General features: G+C 74.7%; 22 protein-coding genes. 8 read left to right on the forward strand and 14 right to left on the reverse strand.

The window, feature by feature from the left end:
• Window positions 1-26: 26 nt before the first annotated feature.
• On the forward strand, window positions 27-1,103 hold the full coding sequence (locus tag F1D97_RS08305) for a lipoate--protein ligase family protein (protein ID WP_236123539.1): 1,077 nt from the start codon (window positions 27-29) through the stop codon (window positions 1,101-1,103).
• A gap of 28 nt (window positions 1,104-1,131) precedes the next feature.
• Here the strand turns inward: F1D97_RS08305 and F1D97_RS08310 are convergent, their stop codons facing one another.
• The 3 genes from F1D97_RS08310 to F1D97_RS08320 all read right to left on the reverse strand — a co-directional run bounded on the left by F1D97_RS08310 (window position 1,132) and on the right by F1D97_RS08320 (window position 2,795).
• A complete protein-coding gene (locus tag F1D97_RS08310) occupies window positions 1,132-1,461 on the reverse strand; it encodes a DUF202 domain-containing protein (protein ID WP_236123350.1) in 330 nt (109 codons plus the stop codon).
• Complete coding sequence (locus F1D97_RS08315; RefSeq protein ID WP_396022571.1) at window positions 1,458-1,847, reverse strand: YidH family protein; 390 nt, start codon at window positions 1,845-1,847, stop codon at window positions 1,458-1,460. The genes F1D97_RS08310 and F1D97_RS08315 overlap by 4 nt, the downstream gene beginning before the upstream one ends.
• Before the next feature lie 219 nt (window positions 1,848-2,066).
• Window positions 2,067-2,795, reverse strand: coding sequence for a YggS family pyridoxal phosphate-dependent enzyme (locus F1D97_RS08320; RefSeq protein ID WP_236123352.1), 729 nt, complete (start codon window positions 2,793-2,795; stop codon window positions 2,067-2,069).
• A gap of 113 nt (window positions 2,796-2,908) precedes the next feature.
• Here F1D97_RS08320 and F1D97_RS08325 point away from each other — a divergent pair, with 113 nt between their 5' ends.
• Window positions 2,909-3,295: a YccF domain-containing protein gene (locus F1D97_RS08325; protein WP_236123353.1), complete on the forward strand. Its 387-nt coding sequence runs from the start codon at window positions 2,909-2,911 to the stop codon at window positions 3,293-3,295.
• On the opposite strand, the gene ybaK is transcribed toward F1D97_RS08325, so the two are convergent.
• From ybaK to F1D97_RS08340, 3 genes are all read right to left on the reverse strand, one after another.
• Window positions 3,296-3,796, reverse strand: coding sequence for a Cys-tRNA(Pro) deacylase (gene ybaK / locus F1D97_RS08330; RefSeq protein ID WP_236123354.1), 501 nt, complete (start codon window positions 3,794-3,796; stop codon window positions 3,296-3,298). It lies immediately after the preceding gene.
• Between the two features lie 22 nt (window positions 3,797-3,818).
• Window positions 3,819-4,385 (reverse strand): VIT1/CCC1 transporter family protein, encoded by a 567-nt coding sequence (locus F1D97_RS08335; protein WP_236123355.1) that lies wholly within the window; start codon window positions 4,383-4,385, stop codon window positions 3,819-3,821.
• A 103-nt stretch (window positions 4,386-4,488) separates the two neighbouring features.
• On the reverse strand, window positions 4,489-7,047 hold the full coding sequence (locus tag F1D97_RS08340) for a DEAD/DEAH box helicase (RefSeq protein ID WP_236123356.1): 2,559 nt from the start codon (window positions 7,045-7,047) through the stop codon (window positions 4,489-4,491).
• A 75-nt stretch (window positions 7,048-7,122) separates the two neighbouring features.
• Here F1D97_RS08340 and F1D97_RS08345 point away from each other — a divergent pair, with 75 nt between their 5' ends.
• From F1D97_RS08345 to F1D97_RS08355, 3 genes are all read left to right on the forward strand, one after another.
• The gene (locus F1D97_RS08345; RefSeq protein ID WP_236123357.1) at window positions 7,123-7,857 is read left to right on the forward strand and encodes a glutamine amidotransferase; all 735 of its coding nucleotides are present in this window, start codon (window positions 7,123-7,125) and stop codon (window positions 7,855-7,857) included.
• Between the two features lie 33 nt (window positions 7,858-7,890).
• Window positions 7,891-8,787: an oxygenase MpaB family protein gene (locus tag F1D97_RS08350; RefSeq protein ID WP_236123358.1), complete on the forward strand. Its 897-nt coding sequence runs from the start codon at window positions 7,891-7,893 to the stop codon at window positions 8,785-8,787.
• Between the two features lie 105 nt (window positions 8,788-8,892).
• A complete protein-coding gene (locus tag F1D97_RS08355; protein ID WP_236123359.1) occupies window positions 8,893-10,326 on the forward strand; it encodes a dihydrolipoyl dehydrogenase family protein in 1,434 nt (477 codons plus the stop codon).
• A gap of 73 nt (window positions 10,327-10,399) precedes the next feature.
• Here the strand turns inward: F1D97_RS08355 and F1D97_RS08360 are convergent, their stop codons facing one another.
• The 3 genes from F1D97_RS08360 to F1D97_RS08370 all read right to left on the reverse strand — a co-directional run bounded on the left by F1D97_RS08360 (window position 10,400) and on the right by F1D97_RS08370 (window position 12,955).
• Window positions 10,400-11,401: a glycine betaine ABC transporter substrate-binding protein gene (locus F1D97_RS08360; protein WP_236123360.1), complete on the reverse strand. Its 1,002-nt coding sequence runs from the start codon at window positions 11,399-11,401 to the stop codon at window positions 10,400-10,402.
• A gap of 71 nt (window positions 11,402-11,472) precedes the next feature.
• Window positions 11,473-12,243, reverse strand: coding sequence for an ABC transporter permease (locus tag F1D97_RS08365; protein WP_236123361.1), 771 nt, complete (start codon window positions 12,241-12,243; stop codon window positions 11,473-11,475).
• A 28-nt stretch (window positions 12,244-12,271) separates the two neighbouring features.
• The gene (locus tag F1D97_RS08370) at window positions 12,272-12,955 is read right to left on the reverse strand and encodes an ABC transporter permease (protein ID WP_236123362.1); all 684 of its coding nucleotides are present in this window, start codon (window positions 12,953-12,955) and stop codon (window positions 12,272-12,274) included.
• Between the two features lie 106 nt (window positions 12,956-13,061).
• Between F1D97_RS08370 and F1D97_RS08375 the strand changes: the two genes are divergently transcribed.
• Window positions 13,062-14,078 carry an ABC transporter ATP-binding protein gene (locus tag F1D97_RS08375; RefSeq protein WP_236123363.1) on the forward strand — a complete coding sequence of 339 codons (1,017 nt, stop codon included), beginning with the start codon at window positions 13,062-13,064 and terminating at the stop codon, window positions 14,076-14,078.
• A 33-nt stretch (window positions 14,079-14,111) separates the two neighbouring features.
• Here F1D97_RS08375 and F1D97_RS08380 read toward each other — a convergent pair whose 3' ends face one another.
• Complete coding sequence (locus F1D97_RS08380; protein WP_236123364.1) at window positions 14,112-14,567, reverse strand: DUF4265 domain-containing protein; 456 nt, start codon at window positions 14,565-14,567, stop codon at window positions 14,112-14,114.
• 75 nt (window positions 14,568-14,642) lie between these two features.
• Window positions 14,643-16,232, reverse strand: a complete 1,590-nt coding sequence (locus F1D97_RS08385; RefSeq protein WP_236123365.1) for an aspartate:alanine exchanger family transporter — start codon at window positions 16,230-16,232, stop codon at window positions 14,643-14,645.
• A gap of 174 nt (window positions 16,233-16,406) precedes the next feature.
• Between F1D97_RS08385 and F1D97_RS08390 the strand changes: the two genes are divergently transcribed.
• Together F1D97_RS08390 and F1D97_RS08395 are read left to right on the forward strand one after the other, a co-directional pair.
• Complete coding sequence (locus F1D97_RS08390; protein ID WP_236123366.1) at window positions 16,407-16,988, forward strand: hypothetical protein; 582 nt, start codon at window positions 16,407-16,409, stop codon at window positions 16,986-16,988.
• 137 nt (window positions 16,989-17,125) lie between these two features.
• On the forward strand, window positions 17,126-19,777 hold the full coding sequence (locus F1D97_RS08395) for a cutinase family protein (RefSeq protein WP_236123367.1): 2,652 nt from the start codon (window positions 17,126-17,128) through the stop codon (window positions 19,775-19,777).
• Window positions 19,778-19,795: 18 nt separating this feature from the next.
• On the opposite strand, the gene F1D97_RS08400 is transcribed toward F1D97_RS08395, so the two are convergent.
• The 3 genes from F1D97_RS08400 to F1D97_RS08410 form a co-directional block, all read right to left on the reverse strand.
• Complete coding sequence (locus F1D97_RS08400) at window positions 19,796-20,698, reverse strand: 3-methyladenine DNA glycosylase (protein ID WP_396022572.1); 903 nt, start codon at window positions 20,696-20,698, stop codon at window positions 19,796-19,798.
• A 71-nt stretch (window positions 20,699-20,769) separates the two neighbouring features.
• Window positions 20,770-21,936, reverse strand: a complete 1,167-nt coding sequence (locus F1D97_RS08405) for a hypothetical protein (RefSeq protein ID WP_236123368.1) — start codon at window positions 21,934-21,936, stop codon at window positions 20,770-20,772.
• Window positions 21,933-22,478 (reverse strand): RNA polymerase sigma factor, encoded by a 546-nt coding sequence (locus tag F1D97_RS08410; protein WP_236123369.1) that lies wholly within the window; start codon window positions 22,476-22,478, stop codon window positions 21,933-21,935. Before F1D97_RS08410 ends, F1D97_RS08405 begins: the two co-directional genes overlap by 4 nt.
• Window positions 22,479-22,487 lie beyond the last annotated feature (9 nt).

Below are 22,487 nucleotides of genomic sequence, written 5' to 3' on the forward strand. Positions count from 1 at the left end.
GTCCCGTGACGCCTGACGAGACCCCGCTGCACGGCGAGTACAAGGTGGCGGGCGGCAAGCTCGTCACGGTCGACCTGACGGTCCGCGACGGCGTGCTCGCCGACGTGCGGGTCGCGGGGGACTTCTTCCTCGAGCCCGACGAGGCGCTCGCCGAGATCGACGCCGCGCTCACCGGCCTGCCGCGCGACACGACGACGAGCCGCCTCTCCGACGCGGTGCGCACGCGCCTGGCCGACGCGCAGGACACCGGCCGACTCGTCGGACCGGTCGCGATGGTCGGGTTCGACGAGCGCGCGGTGGCCGTCGCGGTGCGCCGCGCGCTGGGGCTGTCGACCACGTGGGACGACCACACGTTCGAGGTGATCCGCCCGGGCCCGCTCCCGCCCGCGCTGCACACCGCGCTCGACCAGGTGCTCACCGAGGACCTCGCCGCAGGGCGCCGCGGCCCGACCCTGCGGTTCTGGGAGTGGGACGAGCCCGCGGTGGTCATCGGGTCGTTCCAGTCGCTGCGCAACGAGGTCGACCTGGAGGCCGCCGAGCGCCACGGGATCACCGTGGTGCGCCGCATCTCGGGCGGCGGGGCGATGTTCATGGAGGCGGGCAACTGCATCACGTTCTCCCTCGTCGTGCCCGTGTCGCTGGTCGACGGCATGACGTTCGAGGAGTCCTACGCGTTCCTCAACCAGTGGGTGCTGGGTGCGCTCGCGGACGTGGGCGTGCAGGCGTCGATCACGGGGCTCAACGACATCGCGTCGCCCGCGGGCAAGCTCGCCGGGTCGGCGCAGAAGCGCGTGGTCGGCGGCGCGGTGCTGCACCACGTGACGATGTCCTACGACATCGACGCGGCGAAGATGCTCGAGGTCCTGCGCATCGGCCGCGAGAAGGTGTCCGACAAGGGCACGCGCAGCGCGGCCAGGCGCGTCGACCCGGTGCGCTCGCAGACGCAGCTGCCGCGCGAGGCGGTCATCGACGCGTTCGAGGCGCACTTCCGCACGCACTACCCGAGCGTGTCCGGGGAGCTGCGGCCCGACGAGCTCGAGCGCGCCGAGGAGCTGCGACGCACGAAGTTCGCGGACCCGTCGTGGACCGCGCGCGTGCCGTGACCGGTGCGACCCCGCGCGGGACGGACGGCTAGACCAGCCGCGCCTGCCCGGACAGCACGACGAGCAGCGCGACCGCCCCGACGACCGCGGACCCCGCCGCGACGGTCGCGACGAGCCCGCCGCCCGCGGCACGCCACGCGTCGCCCGCGTACCGCCGCAGCGCGACGCGCACGACGAGGGCCGCGGCGACGAGCCCGAGCACCGCGACGACCCACGACACGGGCCCGACCAGCTCCTCCAGGAGCCGACCGGCGGCGACGGACCCGGCCGCGAGCCCCAGCGCGGTGCGGCGCCACGCGAGACGCGTGCGCTCGAGCGCGAGGCCGTGCTCGGACGTGCCGGGCGCGTGCCCGCTCATCGCAGCAGCAGCCCGAGCAGCACGAGCGCGCCGGCCAGCAGCACGCCCACGACGAGCGCGACGAACCCGACCGGCGCGGGCAGGGGCGCCCCGCGTCGCACCGCCCGCTCGGCCCGCGCCCAGCCCCACCACGCGAGCAGCGGCGTGAGCGTGCCGAGCACCACGAGCACCACCGCGGCCGCGAGCCGCAGCCGCTCCTCGACGGGCAGGTCGAGGGCCTCGAGCGCGACCCCGCCCGCGAGCAGCGCGAGCGACGTGCGGACCCACGCGAGGAACGTGCGCTCGTTCGCGAGCGAGAACCGTGCGTCGGGCTCGTCGCCCTGGCCGTACACCCAGGCGGGACGACGGCGGTCGGGTGCGTCGCTCACGCCGCCATTGTGTGCCATCGCGGAGGTGTCTGCGCTGGTCGGGTATCTGGACACCGGCACGGTGCCCCTCGTGTGCAGGAGTCGGCGGTCAGCCGACACGTAGGGGTCGAGGAGACGGAGGGGACCGATGCAGGAGAGCACGACGCTGGACCGCGAGCTGCGCCGGATGGCCGTGCTGCACGCGCGCGAGCTGGCGGCGATGCGCCGCACGCGCCCCCAGGCGCGACGCGCCCGCGTTCAGCGGGTGATCGCGGGCCGGCTGCCGAACACCGCGGTGCCGACGCGCACGATCGTCGCCCCGTGAGCGACGGCGACCTCCAGGTCGCCGCTCATGCCCATCGACAGCTCCACCGCGTCCGCCGTGCCCGGTGCGCCGCTGCCCGTGACCTCGTCGCGGATCGCCGCCAGCCGGTCGTAGCCCGCGGCGACCACGCGCTCGTCGTCGGACCGTGCGCCCACCGTCATGAACCCGACGAGCCGCAGCCCGTCCAGCGCCGCGACCTCCCGGGCGAGCGCGGGCGCCTCGTCGGGCGCCACGCCGCTCTTCGTCGGTTCGCCCGACACGTTGACCTGCACCATGACGTCCAACGAACCGGTCGCGCGCGCCGCGAGGCGCTGCGCGAGGTCGAGCGAGGCGACCGTCTCGACGCACGTCGCCCAGCGCAGCGCGGCGTTCACCTTGTTCGACTGCAGCGGCCCGATGAAGTGCCACGCGGGGGAGTGCTCGACGAGCGCGGGTGCCTTCGCGACGAGCTCCTGCACCCGGTTCTCGCCGAGCAGCACGGGCGTGAGCGCGGGGTCGGCCGCGCGGGCCGCGGCGTCGGCCTCCAGCACCGCGCGGACCGTCTCGAGCGGCTGCGCCTTCGACGCGAGCAGCAGGCGCACGTCGTCGCGCCCGGCGGCCGCGCACGCGCGCGCGACGCGCTCGCGGACCGCGGCGAGACGTGCGGGCAGGTCGTCCTCCACGGCCAGCGAACCTAGCCCACCCGGCGCCGCTGCGACCAACGCGCCCGGGACCGGGGACGGACCAGAGTGCTCACCGATCCCGTCGCGACCGCGCGCTGTGGGAGCCTACCGACGTGAAGACGCTGCTCAACGTCATCTGGCTCGTGCTCGCCGGGCTCTGGCTCGCCCTCGGCTACGTGGCCGCGGGCATCATCTGCTGCGTGCTGGTCGTGACGATCCCGTTCGGCATCGCGTCGTTCCGGATCGCCGGGTACGCGCTGTGGCCGTTCGGCCGCACGGTCGTCGACAAGCCCACCGCGGGCGCCTGGTCGACCATCGGGAACGTCGTCTGGCTCGTCGTGGCGGGCATCTGGCTCGCGATCGGGCACGTGCTCACCGCCATCCCGCTGTTCCTGTCGATCATCGGCATCCCGCTCGGCATCGCGAACCTCAAGATGATCCCGATCTCGCTCCTGCCGCTGGGCCGGCACGTCGTGCCGAGCGACCGGCCCTTCGCCTGATCAGTCCTTGGCGATGTCCGCGACGACCGCGCCCGTGAGGCGCACGAGGTCGCCGGGCGCGAGCTCCACGTCGAGGCCGCGTCGGCCGCCCGAGACGAAGACGGTGTCGAACAGCCAGACGGTCTCGTCGACGACCGTCGGGTGCGCCTGGCGCTGCCCGAGCGGGGAGATGCCGCCGACCACGTAGCCGGTCGCGCGCTCCGCGTCGGGCTTCGGGGCCATCGCGGCCTTCTTGCCGCCCGCCGCCGCGGCGAGCGCCTTGAGGTCGAGCTGCCCGGTCACGGGCACCACCGCGACCGTGAGCGTCCCGTCGACGACCGTCATGAGGGTCTTGAAGACCTGCTCGGGCGGCACGCCCAGCACCTGCGCGGCCTCGAGACCGTAGCCGACGTCGGACGCCGGGTCGTGCTCGTACGGGTGCGCGGTGTGGGCGACACCCGCCGCGGCGAGCGCGACGAGCGCGGGCGTGCCGGTGGGGGCGTGCTTGACGTTCTTGGCCACGCGACCAGGGTAGGGCGAGGCGTCAGAGCGCGAGGCCGACGAGCGTCCCGATGCCCCACGTGACGATCATCGCGACCGATCCGCCGACAACGTTGCGCCGCACGGCCGGCCACCGTGGCGACCCGGCGATGCGCGCGCTGACCGCGCCGGTCACGACGAGCGCCAGGACGACCGCAGCGAACACGGCGGGCACCAGCGCGGCGCCGCTCCACGGCAGGAGCGCGACGAGGAGCGGCACGACGCCGCCGACGAGGAACGCGCCCAGCGAGGCGAACGCCGCGTGCCACGGGTTCGTGAGCTCGTCGTCGGCCACCTGGCCGACGCGCTCGGCGTCCCGCTGCGAGCTCACCGAGACGTACTCGCCGGCCGCCATCGACAGCGCCCCCGCGACGAGGCCCGCGACGCCCGCGGTGAGGATCGCGGTGCTGCCGGGGTTCGCCCCGGCGACGCCGACGACGATCGCCGCGACCGACACGATGCCGTCGTTCGCGCCCAGGACGCCGGCGCGCAGGCCGTTGAGCCGCGCGCCGTCCACGCCGCCCGTGGTGGAGGCGGTGGGGTGCAGGAGCGTCGACAGAGCCGTGGTCATGCGGCCACGCTAAGCCGCCCCCGAGCTGCTGTCACCGTTGGAAAGGCTGGCCTGACCTGCGACGACGCAGGCATGCCTACCCTTGGTGACCCGTTCCGCGGGCCTAGAGAGCACCCACCTCGAGCACGCGCAGGACCACCTCGCCGGCCTCGTCGGACGCCGCCAGGTCGACCACGGCGTCGACGCGCCAGTCGTGGTCGCCCTCGGGGTCGTCGAGCAGCTGGCGCACGCGCCACGTCGTCGGGCCCGTCGTGACCTGGAACAACGCGGGACCGCGCGCGGGTGCGCCCGTGAGCACCTCGTCGTGGTCGTCGTAGAACGGGTCGAGGGCGGCCGACCAGCGCTCCGCGGTCCACGGCGCGCCCTCGTCGTCGACGTCGCCCAGTGCCGCGAGCGCGCCGTACTGCTCGCGCGCGACGAGCTCGACGCGGCGGAACAGCGCTCCGCGCACGAGCGCACGGAACACGCGCGGGTTGTCGGTGATCGGCTGTGGCGTGTCGTCGTCGACGCCGCCCGGGGCGTCGGCGCCGTGCTCGTCGAGCGGGTTCGCGAGGCGCTCCCACTCGTCGAGCAGGCTCGAGTCCGTGCGGCGTACCAGGTCGCCCAGCCACTCGATCAGCTCCCACAGCTCCTCGGTGCGCGCGTCCTCCGGGACCGTCTGGCGCAGCGCGCGGTACGCGTCCGCGAGGTAGCGCAGCAGCACGCCCTCGGTGCGGTCGAGGCTGTAGACGCTCACGTACTCGGCGAACGTCGCGGCGCGCTCGTGCATGTCGCGCACCACCGACTTGGGCGACAGCTCGAGGTCGGCGACCCACGGGTTCGTCGTGCGGTACGTCGCGAACGCCGCGGCCAGCAGCTCCGCGAGCGGGCGGGGGTAGGTGACGTCCTCGAGCAGCGCCATGCGCTCGTCGTAGTCGAGACCCTCGGCCTTCATCGCCGCGACCGCCTCGCCACGCGCGCGGTTCTCCTGCGCCGCGAGCACCTGGCGCGGGTCGTCCAGCGTCGCCTCGATGACGGAGACGACGTCGTGCGCGTAGCCGGGGTCCGCCTGGTCGAGCAGCTCGAGCGCGGCGAACGCGAACGGCGACAGCGCCTGGTTGAGCGCGAAGTTCGGCGGCAGGTCGTGCGTCAGGCGCACGCTCCGGCGACGTCCGCGGGGAGCCGACGCGTCCTCGACCTCCACGCGCTCGACGACGCCCGCGGCGCGCAGCGACCGGTAGACGGCGATGGCCCGCCGCACGTGCAGCCCGCGCGCACCCTCGGGCTCGTGGTTGTCGGTGAGCAGCCGCGTCATCGCCGCGACCGGGTCCTCGCCACGCGACCCGCGTGCGAGCACGTGCAGGACCATCGCGTGCGTCACCGCGAAGCTCGACGTCAGCGGCTCGGGCGGCGCGTCGCGCAGGCGCTCGAACGTCTTGTCCGTCCAGTTCACGTGCCCGGGCGGCGCCTGCTTGCGGACGATCTTCTTGAGCTTCTTCGGGTCGTCACCCGCCTTCGCGAGCGCCTTGCGGTTCTCGATGACGTGCTCGGGCGCCATGACGACGACCTCGCCGACCGTGTCGAAGCCCGCGCGCCCCGCACGCCCCGCGATCTGGTGGAACTCGCGCGCCGACAGGTGCCGCATGCGCTGGCCGTCGTACTTCACGAGGCTCGTGAGGACGACCGTGCGGATCGGGACGTTGATGCCGACCCCGAGCGTGTCCGTGCCGCACACCACGGGCAGCAGGCCCTTCTGCGTGAGGCGCTCCACGACGCGGCGGTACTTGGGCAGCATGCCCGCGTGGTGCACGCCCACGCCGTGCCGCAGCAGGCGCGACAGCGTCCTGCCGAACCCTGGGCCGAACCGGAACGCGCCGAGCTCGGCGGCGATCGCGTCGCGCTGGTCGCGGCTCGTGAGGTTCGCCGACAGCAGCGACTGCGCGCGCTCCACGGCCTCCTTCTGCGTGAAGTGCACGACGTACACCGGCGCGCGCCGCGTGGTCACGAGCTCGTCGAGCACCTCGTGCAGCGGTTCCACGACGTACGAGAACGTCAGCGGCACGGGGCGCTCGGCGTTCGTGATGACCGCGACCTCGCCGCCCGTGCGGCGCCGCAGGTCGTCGGCGAAGAACGTGACGTCGCCGAGGGTCGCCGACATGAGCACGAACTGCGCGCGCGGCAGCTCCAGCAGCGGCACCTGCCACGCCCAGCCGCGCTGCGGGTCGGAGTAGAAGTGGAACTCGTCCATGACGACCTGGCCCGCGTCGGCGTCCACCCCGTCGCGCAGCGCGAGGTTCGCCAGGATCTCCGCCGTGCAGCAGATGATCGGCGCCGTCGGGTTCACCGCCGAGTCGCCCGTCATCATCCCGACGTTCTCCGAGCCGAACGCCGCCACCAGCGCGAAGAACTTCTCGCTGACCAGCGCCTTGAGCGGAGCCGTGTAGAACGTGCGACGCCCGTGCGCGAGCGCGACGAAGTGCGCGGCCGTCGCCACGAGCGACTTCCCGGAGCCCGTGGGCGTCGACAGGATGACGTGGCTGCCCGTCACCAGCTCGAGGAGCGACTCCTCCTGGTGCGGGTACAGGCGCAGCCCCTGCTCGGCCGCCCACCCCGTGAACGCCTCGTACAGCGCGTCGGGGTCGGTGGGGTCGGAGGGGATCCGGTCGGCGAGCGTCACGGGCACCGGCCGATCCTCCCATCCCGCGCGCACCCGCCGCCTCGACCGGCGGGCGGCGCGGGCCCGACCTAGCCTCGGAGCATGAAGCCGTTCGTGCTCCTGGCTTCGCGCGCCGAGGACGACGCCGCCGACGACGAGTACGCGCAGGTGCTGCGCTTCGGCGGGCTCGACGAGGGCTCGCTCGTCCGCGTCCGGATGGAGGCCGGGCCGATGCCCGCGATCGACCTCGACGCGATCAGCGGGATCGTCGTCGGCGGGAGCCCGTTCGACGCGAGCACCCCGGCGGACCGCAAGTCCGCCACCCAGGTGCGGGTCGAGCGCGAGATGTCCGCGCTGCTCGACCAGGTGGTGCCGCGCGACGTCCCGTTCCTCGGCGCGTGCTACGGCGTCGGGACGCTCGGCACCCACCAGGGCGGGGTCATCGACCGCACCTACGCCGAGCCGATCGGCGCCGTGCGCGTCACGCTCACGCCCGAGGGCCGGCGCGACCCGCTGCTCGCCGACGTGCCCGAGGCGTTCGACGCGTTCGTCGGGCACAAGGAGGCGTGTCGCGTGCTGCCGCCCACCGCCACGCTGCTCGCGAGCTCGCCGACCTGCCCGGTGCAGATGTTCCGCGTGGGCCGCAACCTCTACGCGACGCAGTTCCACCCCGAGCTCGACGTCGCGGGCATCTCCGCGCGCATCCGGATCTACGGCGGGTACGGCTACTACGAGCCCGGTGAGCAGGAGCAGGTCCTCGCACGCGTCGCGTCCGCCGACGTGTGGGCGCCGCCGCGCATCCTCGCCGCGTTCGTCGAGCGGTACCGGCGTCGCTGAGCGCTCGCGGCCCGGACACCGCACGATGGACGGGTGATCCTCGAGTCGTCGCGCCGCCGTGCGGGCACTGCGCTGTTCCTGCGCGTCGCCGGCCCGGACGGGATCGCCACCCGCGAGCGGATCCACTTCACGCCCGGGCCGCGCTGGTTCGCGCCCGACGCGGCGATCCGCCGCGTGCACGGCGACGCGTCGATGTTCGTCGGCGGCCTGCGCGCCCTGCTGCTGCAGTCGCTGCACCCCGCCGCGATGGCGGGCGTCGCCGGGCACTCCGGCTACCGGGGCGACCCGTGGGGGCGGCTCGCGCGGACCAGCACGTTCCTCGCCGTCACGGCGTTCGGCACGGCCGACGACGCGCAGGCGGCAGTCGACCGAGTCCGGACCGTGCACGCCCGCGTCCGTGGGCGCACCCCCGACGGTGTGCCGTACCGCGCGGACGACCCCGAGCTGCTGCGCTGGGTGCACGTCGCCGAGGTCGACTCGTTCCTGCGCGCGCACCAGCGGTTCGGGGCGCACCCGCTCGACGCGGCAGGGGCCGACGCGTACCTGCGGGACGCCGCGGTCGTCGGGCGCGCGCTCGGGGCCGACGACCTGCCCGAGACCGTCGCCGACCTCGCGGCGGCGATCGACGCGTTCCGACCCGCGCTCGCGGCCGGCGACCAGGCGCGGGACACCGCGCGGTTCCTGCTCCACGAGCCACCCGTGCCGGCGACGCTGCGCGCGGGCTACACGCTGCTCAGCCGGGCGGCCGTCGCGACGCTGCCGCCGTGGGCCGTCACGGAGCTCGGGCTGCGGCGCCCGGGACCGGTGGGACGCCCGGCGGCGCTCGCGGGCGGGCACGCCGTGACCCGCACGATCCGGTTCGTGCTCGGGCCCGACGACGCGCGTCGGGTCACCCGGGACCGAGGCGCGGTCGCGCCGTCCCACGGCTGACGTCCCGGCCCGCCGGTCCTGCGCGAGCCCTTGCGGCCTGCCACCGGACGCGCGACCGTGTCGACGGGACCGGTCGACCCGGCCGGCGCGGACACGGGAGAGCCCATGACGCAGGCGCAGCGGACGTTCGACGTGGTCGTGGTCGGCGGGGGAGCGGTCGGGGAGAACGCCGCCGACCGGGCCTCGCGCACCGGGCTGCAGGTCGCGCTCGTCGAGGGTGCGCTCGTCGGCGGCGAGTGCTCCTACTGGGCGTGCATGCCGTCGAAGGCGCTGCTGCGCCCGGACGCCGCGCGGGACGCCGCGCGCCGCACACCGGGCGTCGCCGACCCCGGGGCGCTCGACGTGGCGGCCGTGCTCGCGCGGCGCGACGCGATCACGCACCACTGGGACGACTCGTCGCAGGCCGACTGGGTCGCGAGCGCGGGACTGACGCTGCTGCGCGGGCACGCGCGGTTCACGGGCACGCGCAGGCTCGTCGTCGAGTCCGACGAGGGGACGGTGCAGGTCGAGGCGCGGCAGGCCGTCATCGTCGCGACCGGCTCGCTGCCGACCATCCCGTCCGTCGAGGGTCTCGCGGCCGCGCACCCGTGGACGAGCCGTGACGCGACCGCCGCGCAGCACGTCCCCGCGCGGCTCGCGGTGCTCGGCGGGGGAGTCGTGGCGTGCGAGCTCGCGACCGCCTTCGCGAGCCTCGGCAGCGAGGTGACCGTGCTGGTGCGCGGCGAGCGGTTGCTCGCCGGGGCCGAGCCCTTCGCGGGGGAGGCGGTGCTGGGGTCCCTGCGCGGTCGCGGCATCCGTGTGCTGCTCGGGGCGCGGGTGAGCCGGGTGCACCGCGACGACGCCGGTGTGCACGTCACGCTCGACGACGAGGTCGTGACCGCCGACGAGCTCCTCGTCGCCACCGGCCGGCACCCGCACACCCGCGACCTCGGCCTCGAGACGGTCGGCCTCGAGCCGGGCGCGCCGCTCGACGTCGACGACGCGCTGCAGGTCCGGGGCGTCCAGTGGTTGTTCGCCGTGGGCGACGTGACCGGTCGGACGGGGACCACCCACCAGGGCAAGTACGACGCGCGCGTGGCCGGGGACGTCGTGGCGGCGCGGTTCGGGTCCGACGAGGCCGCGCGGGCCGCCGAGGCCGACGCCGGACCGTGGAGCCGGTACCGCGCGAGCGCCGACCACGCCGCCGTCCCGCAGGTGGTGTTCACGCAGCCCGAGGTCGCGTGGGTGGGGCTCACCGAGCACGCCGCGCGTGAGGCGGGGCTCGACGTGCGCGTCGTGGCGTACGCGCTGGAGGACGTGGCCGGGGCCAGCGTGATCTCGCCCGACTACGCCGGGCGCGCACAGCTCGTGCTCGACTCCGCGCGCGGCGACGTGGTCGTCGGCGCGACGTTCGTCGGGCCCGACGCGGCCGAGATGCTGCACGCGGCGACCATCGCGGTCGTCGGCGAGCTGCCGTTGGCCCGGCTGTGGCACGCCGTGCCGTCGTACCCGACGGTCAGCGAGGTGTGGCTGCGGTTCGCCGAGACCGCCGGACTCTGAGCGGGGCGCCCAGAGAGCAGGCGCACAGCGACCGGCGGCCCCGGCGACGTCAGCCGTCCGACCCGGCGGTGGGTCAGCCGAGCGAGCCGTCGCTCGACAGCACGAGCCCGATCGCGGCCTCGCCCTTGCGCACGGCCTCGCCGATGAGCGCGAAGTCGTACGCGGTGAAGCCGGTGAACACCAACCCGTAGGTCTTCTCGAGCCCCGGCTGGCAGAACGGACGCTCGGGGCACTCGGCGGGGCCCGCGAGGGTGAGCCCGCCCGCGCACGCCTCGGCGAGCTCCGACAGCGTGGTGACCCCGTGCTCGTCGGCGAACTCCTGCGTGACCGCGAACGCGTTCTGGTCCTGCGCCGCGGACGCCTTGCCCACGACGAGGCCGCGCTCGTCGGCGAGCGGCTCGAGCGCCGCGACGGTCGCGTCCACGTCGCCCGAGGCGACGGGCTCGGCGTCCGGGCCGTTGACCGTCGTGTTGAGGAACTCCGCGAGGGTGGCCGCGTACTCGGGGACCACGGCGAGCTCGCCCGACTCGAGCGCCGGCAGGTACGTCTCGCGCGCGCCGATCTCCCGGACCTCCGCGGAGTACCCCGCGCTGCGCAGCACCTCCGCGTAGATGTTCGCGAGCGTGCTGCTCTCGGAGAAGTTCGCGGCGCCGATGACGACCGACGTGCCGTCGCCGGACTGCTCGGTCGCGGCCAGGCCCTCGTCCGCGACGAACGCCTTGGCGACCTCGCTGGACGTCCGGCGGTCGATGTCGACGGCCTTGTTGAGCGCGATCAGACCCTCGGTGTCGAGCGCGTCGGAGACGGTGTCGAGGAGCGGGACGAGCGTCGGGTTCGCCTCCGCGACGGACGCGCTGACCGCCGGGATGACGTTGTCGGCGTTCTGCAGCGTCTTGTCGTCCTCGAGCACGACGAGCTTCTCGCCGGCGACGGGCTCGCACGCGCCGCCCGTGGCGGACGACGCGGGGGTGGGGTCGGCGACGCCGCCTCCCGATCCGGGGTCGCCGCACGCGGCGAGCGTGAGCAGGGTCGCGGCGACGGACAGCACGGCGAGGCGCTTGCGGTTCGGGGACACGGTGCCTCCAAGGCGGCGGATGAGCGGGGCGGGCGGTGCGTCGGGGGAGGGCAGCGGAGCAGCACGGGCGGTCATCGCGCGGTCCCATTCGAGCGGCGGCTGCCCGCGGCGGCAACCCCTGGGACGGGATCCGCGGCCGTGAGGGCGCGGCGGGTGCGTCGCGACCCGGTGCGTCGGGCCGCGTCGCGGACCCCGCGCGGCGTGACCGCGCGCTGCGCGAGTGCGAGCAGCCCCTCGGCGACCAGGCACAGCGCCGCGACCAGCAGACCACCCGCGAGCACCTGCCCGTAGCGCTGCGTCGCGAACCCCGACACGACGACCGAGCCGAGGCTGCGGCCACCCACGAGCGCGGCGAGCGGCACGGTCGCGAGCACCTGCACCACCGCCGTGCGCACGCCCGCGGCGACCAGCGGGACCGCGAGCGGCAGCTCGACGAGCCACAGCCGGCGCCCGCCGCTCATCCCGAGCCCGCGCGCGGCGTCGAGCACGTCGCGGTCGACGCCCGCGAGGCCCGTGACGGTGTTGGTCAGCAGCGGCGGGACCGCGAAGACCGCGCACGCGAGCACGGTCGCGGTGTTGCCGAACAGCCCCGCCGAGGCGAGCAGGGTCAGCAGCGCGAGCGTCGGCAGCGCACGTGTGGTGTTCGCGACGACCACGCCGAGCGTCCCCCCGCGCCGCGCGCGCCCCAGCCACACGCCCGCGGGCAGCGCGACGAGGCCCGCCAGCAGCACGGCGAGCAGGGTCACCTGCAGGTGCGCGGCGGTCAGCGCCAGCACGCCGTTGCGACCCGACCAGTTCAGGGGGTCGTTGAGCCAGGCGAACGCCTCGGTCAGCAGGTCCACGTCGCCCCCACGGGGTCGTCGGCGCGCCTCATGCGACCGCCCTGTCGACGCGCCACGCACGCCACGGCATCAGCAGCCGTCCGACGAGCACGACGAGCAGGTCCGCGACCAGCGCCAGCAGCACGCACAGCACCGTCGCGGTCATGATCTCGGCGTGGTAGTCGCTGCGGAAGCCGCGGAACATGAGCTGCCCCAGCCCGCCGTACCCGACGACGACGCCCACGGTGACCAGGGCGACGGTCGTCACGGTCGCGACGCGCACGCCCGCGACGACGCTCGGCAGCGCCTGCGGCAGCTCGACCTGCAGCAGCATCCGCACGCGCCCGTACCCCATGCCGCGTGCCGCGTCCGTGACCGCGGGGTCGACTCCGGCCAGCCCGACGAGCACGTTGCGCACGAGCACGAGCAGCGCGTACAGCACCAGCCCGATGAGCACGGTCGTGCGCCCGATGCCCGTGTACGGCGCGAGCAGCGCGAACAGCGCGAGCGACGGGATCGTGTAGAGCACGCCGGCGGTCCCGACGACCGGCCCCGCGAGCCGCGGCCGCAGGTGGGCGACCCCCGCGAGCGGGAGCGCGACGACGAGCGCGAGCACCACCGCCTGGACCGTGAGCGACACGTGCTGGCCGAGCGCACGCTGGATGTCGTCGGCGTTGCGCTCCACGTAGTCCCACGAGAACCACGGGTTGGGTGGCGCGTCGGTCGCGGACATGGCAGCGAACGTAGACCCGGGCTCCGACACCCGCCCGGCGAGCGTCCCAGCAGGGAGGCGTCGCGGGCGGTCGCGGTTGTCGGTGCGCGCCGTTAGCGTCCCTCGCGTGGACGACGAGCGGGCGATCCGGTTCGAGCACGCGGCCAAGACCTACGCGGCGGGCTCGTCGTCGGGCGACGCCCCCGCCGCGGTCGACGACCTGACGCTCGACGTGCGCACCGGCGAGGTGCTCGTGCTCGTCGGCCCGTCCGGGTGCGGGAAGTCGACCACGCTGCGCATGGTCAACCGGCTCGTCGAGCCGACGAGCGGGCGCGTGCTCGTCGAGGGCCGCGACGTCGCGTCCCTCGACGTGGTCGAGCTGCGGCGGCGCACCGGCTACGTCATCCAGAACGTGGGCCTGTTCCCGCACCGCACGGTCGCCCAGAACGTCGCGACCGTCCCGCGCCTGCTCGGGTGGGACCGCGCGCGCACCCGTACGCGCGTCGCCGAGCTGCTCGAGCTCGTCGGCCTCGCGCCCGACCGGTACGCGCGCCGGTACCCGCACGAGCTGTCCGGCGGCGAGCGTCAGCGCGTCGGCGTCGCCCGCGCGCTCGCGACCGACCCGCCCGTGCTGCTCATGGACGAGCCGTTCGGCGCGGTCGACCCCGTGGGCAGGCGTCGGCTGCAGGACGAGTTCGCGCGTATCCAGCGCGAGCTCGGCACGACGGTCATGCTCGTCACGCACGACGTCGACGAGGCGGTCCGCATGGCCGACCGCGTCGCCGTCATGAGCACCGGCGGCCACGTCGAGCAGCTCGCGGCCCCGCTCGAGATCGTCGCCCGGCCGGCCACACCCGCGGTCGCCGACCTCGTCGGCCGCGGCCGCACCGCGCGTCTCCTGGCGCTCGGCCGACTGACCCGCGACGACCTCGACCCCTCGACGACGGCCCCCGCGGACGCCCCGGTGGTGCACGTCGGCGACGAGCTCGGCGAGGTCCTCGACGCCCTCGCCCGTGACGGCGTGACGTCAGCCGCCGTGCACGCCGACGGCGTCCTCGTCGGCGCGGTCACCACCGCCCACGTCCTGACGGCCCTGCGCCGCCTCGTCACCCCCGCGCCCCAGGTGCAGACCACGGCTCCCTAGGTCGGCGCCGCGGATGCGCCGACGTCGTGGCGTTCAGCCGAGGGCGCGCCACTCGTCGTCGACGCAACCCTCGTCGTAGTACCACCGGCCATCGGCCTGGCCCTCGACCAGAAGCCGCTTCGCCGCCGCGCGGTCGATGCCCGGCCCGATGTCGAGCGCGACCAGCGGGTAGGCCGGGTCCGCGCCTTCTCCGGTCACTCCGAGCGGCGCGAAGGCGTCGAGAACCGCTCGGAGGTCGCCGCCCAACGGCCCGTCCCGCCGAGGGACCACGCGGGCGACGACTCGTCCGCCCATCTGCACGACGCGGACGAACTGCCGGTTCCCGTCCTCGTCCGCGGCGGCCTCCACGACGTCGTCGGGCGCGACGCCCGTGACGAAGAACGGTGCGTTGTCGAGCCGGTACAGACCCGGCCCGACCGGCTCGGCCCAGAGCCCTTCGGAGTACACGGGCGGCCAGCCGTCCTCGTCGGGCTCGAGAGGGAAGTGCACGCGGACCCATCCGCTCGGCGCCGGGGAACCAGTCACGCGGGTGATCGTCTCAGAGGCACCGGCCGCGCGGGACCGTCACAGGCCGCCCAGGATCCGGCCCACGACGATCTTCGTGATCATCGCCGCCGGGTACACCAGCGCGTACCCGAGCGCGACACGCGCGTCGTACTGGGTGCGCGCGTTGGCGAACGCGAGGATCGCGGGCTGGGTCTGCGCGCCGGACATGATCCCGGACAGGCGCGTCCCGCCGACGCGGAACACCCGCCGCATGACCAGGTAGAGGCCCGTCGACACGAACGTCGTGACGACGACGCCGAGCACGAGGATCTTCAGCCACTCGCCGGACGTGAACGCGGCGCCGATCTGCGTGCCGGCGCGCGACCCGGCCTGGGCGAGGAAGATCAGCAGGCCGAGCTCGGACATCGCCTGCGCGGCCGTGTAGGGCATCGCGGTGACGACCGGCCCGATGCGCCCGATCTTGCCGAGCACGAGGCCGACGAGCAGCGTGCCGAACGCCGACCCGATGGTGAACGCGCCGCCCGGGACGGGGAACTTGACCGCGCCGAGCAGGATGCCCGCGGCCATCCCGAGGCCGAGCACGACGGGCACGATGTCCGACAGCCCGCGCGAGGAGTCGCCGAACCACGTCGAGACCTCGGCCATGCGCTCGCGCGGGGCGATCACGCGCACCCGGTCGCCGAGCTGCAGCTGCAGGTCGTCGGTGGCGAGCATGTCGACGTCACCCCGTCGGACGCGCGAGACGGTCGCGCCGAAGCGGTGCAGCAGGTCCAGCTCGGCGACCGTGCGACCTGCGGCGTGCTCCGCGGAGACGGTGATGCGCCGCATGTCGAGGTACTGGCGGTCCGCCTCGAGGTGGTGCGACGACGTGTGGCCGAGCTCGCGCGTGACGGCGTCGATGTCCTCGGACGGTCCGACGACGGTCACGAGGTCGTCGAGCAGCAGGGTGTCGGTGCCGTTCGCGGTGCGGATCGGGGCGGTCTCGCCGTGTCGCACGCGCGAGAACTTGATGCGGTCGCCGTGCAGCTCCTCGAGCTCCTGGACGCTGAGGTTGGCGTCGACCTCGACGCGCACCGTGCGCGTCACGAGCATGGGCGGCGCGTCCGCGTCGTGCTTGCGGTGGCGCAGCGCGGCGGACACGCCGGCGAGCATCCCGACGACGCCGAACAGGTAGGTCACCGCGTACCCGATGGTCGGGCCGGTGTCGTCACCCGCGGCGTCGCGCGCGGCGGCGAGCGCGGGCGTGTTCGTCACGGCCCCGGCCCACGACCCGGCGACGACCGGCGAGTCGAGGTCCAGCAGGCCGCCCACCGCCACGGCGACGGCCGCGCTCGCGACGAGCACGCCGGCGACGGCCAGGATCGGCCCGAGGCTGCGCTTGAGCGACGAGAAGAACGTCGCACCGGAGATGATCCCGACGCAGAACGTGAACAGCGCGAGCCCGAGCGTGCCCATCGCCTCGGGGATCTCCAGGTCCACGTCGTACGACGCGGCCCAGGCGGCCAACCCGATCGACAGCAGCAGGACGGCCGCGGCACCCAGCCCGACTCCGCGCACCTTGAGGTGCCCGATCGCCGAGCCGATGCCGATGACGACGAAGAGGAGCAGCACGGGCTGCTGCGAGAGGAAGTCGAAGACCTGGGACATCAAGCGCTCCGGGGATCCGTGGGCGCCGCGCTGCGGCGACGTTGCCGACCTCATTCAAGACCGGGGCCGAGGCCGCCGAGTGGTCCCAAAGCCCTGGGTGGTGCCGTCGGGCTCAACCGCCGCACGTGCGCTGCCGATGACGTCGGCACCGCAGACATGAGCAAGGAGACCGCCGTGCGACGACGAACCGCCGTGCTGCTCGCCGTCGTCCTGGCGACGACCACCGCCGGCTGCACCCAGGACGACACGCGCGTACCCGACCCGACCCCGGCCGCGGGTATCACCGTCGAACCCCTCGCGCCGCCCGCCGACAGCACACCTCTCACGGTCGAGGGCGTGACCCTCGCGCTCCCCGCGGGCTGGCGCAGCGACCGCCAGGAGCACGACTCCGGCACGGGCGTCCGTCTGTTCGAGCACGGCGACCCGAACCCCGTCGTGTTCCTCAGCGCCGGCCCGCAGCCCCAGGCGAACGCGACCGCCGTCCGGGCCGCGCTCGACTCGGCGACCCGGGCATGGACCGGGGTCGCACGCGACGTGGTGCGCTCCCAGGTCTCGTGGGCGGACGCGCCTGACGCCGCGGGGATCGAGTTCCACTTCACCGACCCCAACGGCGTCCGCGGCGAGTGCGACGGCCTCATCATCGCCACCCGGAACCCCGAGGGAGACACCGTGGCCGTCGTGGGTGCCATCGCACCCGTCGGCACGCTCCGCGAGTCGGCTGCGTACGACGTGCTGCGCACCTTCCGCTTCCACTGACCGGGCCCGTGGTGGTGCGGGTGTCGTGGTCCCCGCGTCGCGCAACGTGCAGGAGCGGCTCGGGGTCGTTCGACAGGGGGACAGAGGTAGGCAAACCGCCGGGCTGTCGTTAGCGTGACGGCGTGCCGACCCTGCGCGTGAGAGCCGCCGCCCCGCTGGCCCTGTTCGCGCTGGTCATGGCGCTCGTCGCGGCCCCTGCGGCCGCCGCGTCGACCCCGGGAGCCGCCGCCGTGACGGCCGTGCCGCCCGCGCCCACGGGACGGTGCACGGACCTGCTCGTGCTGAGCGTCGTCGGGTCGGGGGAGTCGGCGGTCACGACGAAGACGAGCACCATCCGCGAGGCGTTCCTCGACGGCGTCGGCGAGCGGCGCACGACGACCGTGGAGACGCTGCCGTACCCGGCGGCGGCCATGTCCGTGCTCGCCGACGACTTCCGGCAGCTCATCGACTTCGGCCTGCCCGGCACGTCCGACTGGAGCTACTTCCGGTCGATCGAGACCGGTGCACAGCTGCTGCGTGAACGGTTGGGCACCGCTCGGCGGACGTGCCCGGACCAGAAGTGGGCGCTCATCGGGTACTCGCAGGGCGCGATGGTGATCAGCGAGGTGCTGCCCGAGTTCCCCGATCCCCGGCTGTACGCGGGCGTCATGCTTCTCGCGAACCCGTCACGGTCGGTGGGCGACCGGCAGGACAACCTCGGTACCGCGCTGCCGGGCAACGGGTTGAACTCGTGGGTACCGCCGGCCGGGCTCGGCTACGACGCGGTGCCGCACGCGCTCGCGGGCGTCACGACGGACCTGTGCGCCTCGCAGGACCTCGTCTGCGACACGAGCGGGCTGTTCGCCAACCTGGCGGCCCCGGTCACGGGGGTGCCGTGGGAACCGGTCGTCGGGATCGCCGCGCTCGTGGCGTACGGGGAAGCCGTGCACACCGCGTACGACACCCCTGAGCTGAGGACGCTCGCCGCACGCGCGGTCGAGCGGGCGCTGAGGTTCGCCGTGCCCGAGCACCGGACGGTGACGGTCCTGGCGTGCGGACCGTCGGGGGAGGTGTCCGCCGAGGTGCCTGTCAAGGAGCTGGGTGCCACGGGCGCTGCGGCCCAGCGACGGGCGGTCGTGCCCGCCTCGCTGACCGGCGCCCTGGCGGGCGCGACGTTCACCGAGCACGGCTTCACGCGCGGCCCGTACCGGCTCGACCTCGACGACGAGGGTCGCCTCACGGGCTCCCTGCCCGAGGGCCGGTGGGAGCTGGACTCCACCGTCACCACGGGGCTGGAGCCGGCCCGCACCATCCGCGTCGTCGTGCACGTCGACACCGACGGCGCGTGCGGGGGCGTGTCCGGGTACGTCACGGACTCCCAGGGGGAGCCCGTCGGCGGGGTCGAGGTCTGGCTCGAGCGGACGACGAGCGGGTGGGACGGCGAGTCGGACCGGCGCCTGGCGATGAACCGCACGACCAGCGACGGGTACTACTCGATCGCCGGCAGCTACGACGGTGAGTACCTGCTGTTCTTCAGCGACGGGCCGCCCACGGCGCGGACCTGGGAGGAGTCCGTGGCCGAGGGGTACGTCGACCACCTCGACCAGTACCACGCGACGCACACGCGGCTCAACGAGCTCGACGACCCCCGACAGGCGTCGCGAGTCCGCGTGGGCGGCTCGCTCGGACGGATCGACCAGGTGCTCCGGCGGGCGTCCAGCGTGCGCGTGCACGCCTTCGACGCGGCGACCGGCCGGGCGCTCGAGGGTATCGGGGTCAGTGGGACGGGGTGGCGTGCGACGACCGGTGGCGACGGCTGGGGCTTCCACGCGGGCAAGGCCGAGTACGGCGGGTGCCTCGGCTACCACGACTCGAACGCGGTGTACGTCCAGCGGGCCGCCTACCCGTGGGGCTCGCCCCGCGAGCTGTCGGTGCGCATGTCCCGGGGCAGCTCGATCTCGGGGACGGTGACGGACGAGAAGGGTCGACCGGTCCCGGGCGCCAGGGTCGACTACAACAGGGAGAGGTCCTGGGACCCGCAGGCGCCGGACGTCGACTGGGGCGCCGGTTCGGGCTGCTACGCGGGTCTCGGGACGGCCGAGAGCGGGTACGTGACCACGGACGCGAACGGCCGGTACCGCATCGGGGCGCTGTACGGCGGTGTGAGCCCCTACGTCGTGCACGCCGGTGTCGGCGGCACGACCCTCGGCTCCGCGTCGCTGACGCTGCCGTCGGCGCGCGACGCCTACCAGGACGTGACGCTCGACCTCGGGTTCAGGACGCTCACCGCGTCCACGCCGACGATCACCGGAACTGCCAAGGTGGGTGCCACGCTGACCGCCAAGCGAGGCAGCTGGACGAGCGGCACGACGTTCGCCTACCAGTGGCTGGTGAACGGCAAGCCGGTGACCGGCGCGACGGGCACGACGTTCAAGCCGCGCGCGTCCGACGTCGGCAAGAAGGTCACCGTCAAGGTCACGGGCGCCAAGAGCGGGCACACGACCGTGACCCGCACGTCCAAGGCGACGAGCGCCGTCGTCAAGGGCACGCTGACGACGTCGCGCCCGACGATCACGGGGACCGCCAAGGTCGGGGCGAGGCTCACGGCCCGCCGCGGGACGTGGACCGCCGGGACGACGTTCTCCTACCGCTGGTACGCGAACGGGAAGGCGATCAGCGGGGCGACCGCGACGACGTACAAGCTGAGGGCGGCCGACAGGGGCAAGGTCGTCACGGTGAAGGTCACCGGCACCAAGGCCGGCTACGTGACCGCGACGACGACCTCGAGCAGGACCGCCGCGGTCCGCTGAGCACGGCCGACGCCGCGGTCAGCCGAGCGTCGACGCGCCGGCGGAGCAGGCGTCCAGGAGTCGCTTCCGGAGCACGTCCGAGCGGGTCGCGTAGTCGCGCTGGCGGCGGACGTACTCCGCCTTGCCGTCCGGGGTCTCGATCGCGACGGGTTCGAGCCCGTACGACGAGACGTCGTACGGAGACGCCTGCATGTCCGTGACCCGGATCTCGCGAGCGAGCTCGAACGTGTCGAGCAGCAGGCCGCCGGGGACCAGGGGGCCGAGCTTGAGCGCCCACTTGTACAGGTCCATGTTGGCGTGCAGGCAGCCGGGCTGCTCCATCGCGGGCTGGGTCTCGCGCGACGGCTGCAGGGTGTTGCGGGGTGCGGCGTCGGGCGTGAAGAAGCGGAACGCGTCGAAGTGGGTGCACCGGATGCGGTGCGCCTCGACCACCTCGTCGGTGCCGCGGCCGCCGAGCCGCAGCGGCAGCGGGTGCCGGTGCTCGTCCTCGCGGTAGACCATCGCCCACTCGTGCAGCCCGAAGCACCCGGTCGCGGCGGGACGCGCGGCGGTCGCTCCGACGATCGCCGCCACGTACCGGACCGTGTCGCCCCGCTCGGCGAGGAACGCGTCGACGTCGAGGCGCGTGCGGCCCTCGTCGTCGACGGTGTACCAGCGCCACGCGGCGTGCGGGGCGGGGCCGTCGGGGCCGGGCTCGAGCGCGACGCCCGCGCCCGGGTGCCAGCGGCGCAGCAGCGCCGGCTTGGTCGGGTAGTACTCGAACAGGAAGTCCTCGATCGCGTGCCGCTCGTGGCGCGAGCGGCGTTCGCGGTGGCCGGCGGTGCACGCGTCGGCGCGCTCGGCGTGCGCCTGCGCGGCCGCGGTCCACGTCTCGTGCGGGAGCACGACGAGCGCGGGGGCGTCGGGTCGCAGGGCGGTCACCGCCCCAGGGTACGAAGCCCCGCCCCGGTCCGACGACGCGGTGCGTCGCGGACCGGGGCGGGACGGTCGACTCAGGCCCGGGGCCCTCGCAGGGTCACCTGGACCGAGCCGCCGACCTCCAGGTCGACCCGCGTGCACGAGGCCTGCGGGTCCTCGACCACGACGGTCGGCCAGTGGTGCTCGGCACCGATGGCCTCGGCCGCGATCTGCTCGGCCGTGGTGAGGTCGACGCACTCGTCCGCGATCTGCGCGCGCAGCGCGTCACGCAGCTGGTACACGAACGGGTCGGTCTGGTCCCGCAGGCTGTCGGGGTGCGGCCTGTGGTGCGGGATCACCGCGAGCGTGCGGGGGACCGAGGTGACCACGTCGTCGGTGGGCTGGGGCGCGGGGGCGCTCGACTCGTCGTCGGTCGCGGGCGAGTCGGTTCGCGCCGCGGCGGACGACCACGGCTCCGGGCTGGACGCGGGGTCCTCGTCGGCCGGCACGGCGACCGGCGTCCGGCGGGGGCCGGGGTCGGCCGGCTCCTGCTGCTCGGGCACGACGTCGAACGCGTAGGTGATCTCCGCGCACTCCTGCTCGGGCTGGCTCGGGTCGCGCTCCTGGACGCGGACCGCCCAGTCGTCGAGCCCGAGCCGGTCGAGCTCCGCGCGGGCCGCGACGACCGCCGCCTGCTCGTCGAGGCACTGCGAGCCGAGCCCGTCGACCTCGTCGCGCAGGCTCGCCTCCAGCTCGCGCAGCGCGAGGCTGTCCGGGTCCACCGGCTCGAGCGTCGCGCCGGCGGGCACCTCGCCGCGCGGCCCCACGATGAGCCGGCCGTCGACCCGGAACGCCACCGGGTCGGCGATCGCCGGCAGGCCGGTGAGGGCCTGGTACTCCTCGCAGTCGGCGATCGGGTCGCCGGTGAGCAGCGGCCCGCCGGAACGCTCCGTCTCCGGCGAGTCCCACTGCGTGAGGCACGTGAGGCCGTCGTGCGGGCCGGTGCCGCGGTTCCACTCCCAGCCGCCGACCGCCGCGTAGGCGACGCCACCGCCGACGAGCGCGGCGGCCAGACCGCCGGACAGCACGACCCGCCGTCGTCGGCGCGCGCGTCCCGCCCGTGCCTCGTCCTTCGCCTGACCGCTCGTGACGTCCGTGTGGTCCGTCGTCATGATCGCCTCCCGCATCGCGTCGTCGGCCGCCAGGCCGAGCCGCGCGGCCGGGTCCGCCGCCCGCAGGCGTCGCATCGGGTCCTTGCTCATCTCGCCTCCTGGGGTCCGGGACGGGCTGGTGCCCATCCGTTGCTGACGTGTCCGGCTTGCGTGGTGCGTTGCAGGGCGGGTGGTGGGTCGGTCTGCGCCGGCTCGAGCTCCGCGAGCAGCGCGGTCAGCCGGCGGCGCGCGCGGTGCAGGCGCACGCGCACGGTCGCGCGCGGGACGCCGAGCACGAGGGCGATCTCGTCGCGCGCGAGCTCCTCCCACGCGACGAGGCGCAGCAGCTCGCGGTCGTCGGGCGGGAGCCGGTCCATGGCCTGCAGCAGCACCGGGTCGTCGGGCTCGTGCGCGGGCACGGCCTCGACGACCTGCTCGCGCAGCCGTTCGGCGAGCGCGAGCCGCCGGCGCTCGCCGCGGTAGTGGTTCGCGAGGACGCGCCGCGCGACGCCGAACAGCCAGGGCCGTGCGGCGTCGGCCGGGTCGGCGACGCGGCGGACGGCGTACGCGAGCAGCGGGGCGTGGGTGCGGTCGAACAGGTCGGTGAACCGTGCGCGACGCGGGTCGTCCGGCGCAGGGTGTGGCGGGCTCACAGGCATCCC

This window comes from Cellulomonas palmilytica, assembly GCF_021590045.1.
GTDB classification, from domain to species: domain Bacteria; phylum Actinomycetota; class Actinomycetes; order Actinomycetales; family Cellulomonadaceae; genus Cellulomonas; species Cellulomonas palmilytica.

What these genes read in the sequence shown, in the direction of transcription:
- F1D97_RS08310 (WP_236123350.1), bottom strand. Translation starts at nt 1,461, where the DNA reads ATGAGCGGGCACGCGCCCGGCACGTCCGAGCACGGCCTCGCGCTCGAG.
- F1D97_RS08315 (WP_396022571.1), bottom strand. Translation starts at nt 1,847, where the DNA reads ATGGCACACAATGGCGGCGTGAGCGACGCACCCGACCGCCGTCGTCCC.
- F1D97_RS08335 (WP_236123355.1), bottom strand. Translation starts at nt 4,385, where the DNA reads ATGACCACGGCTCTGTCGACGCTCCTGCACCCCACCGCCTCCACCACG.
- F1D97_RS08345 (WP_236123357.1), top strand. Translation starts at nt 7,123, where the DNA reads ATGAAGCCGTTCGTGCTCCTGGCTTCGCGCGCCGAGGACGACGCCGCC.
- F1D97_RS08355 (WP_236123359.1), top strand. Translation starts at nt 8,893, where the DNA reads ATGACGCAGGCGCAGCGGACGTTCGACGTGGTCGTGGTCGGCGGGGGA.
- F1D97_RS08370 (WP_236123362.1), bottom strand. Translation starts at nt 12,955, where the DNA reads ATGTCCGCGACCGACGCGCCACCCAACCCGTGGTTCTCGTGGGACTAC.
- F1D97_RS08385 (WP_236123365.1), bottom strand. Translation starts at nt 16,232, where the DNA reads ATGTCCCAGGTCTTCGACTTCCTCTCGCAGCAGCCCGTGCTGCTCCTC.
- F1D97_RS08405 (WP_236123368.1), bottom strand. Translation starts at nt 21,936, where the DNA reads ATGAGCAAGGACCCGATGCGACGCCTGCGGGCGGCGGACCCGGCCGCG.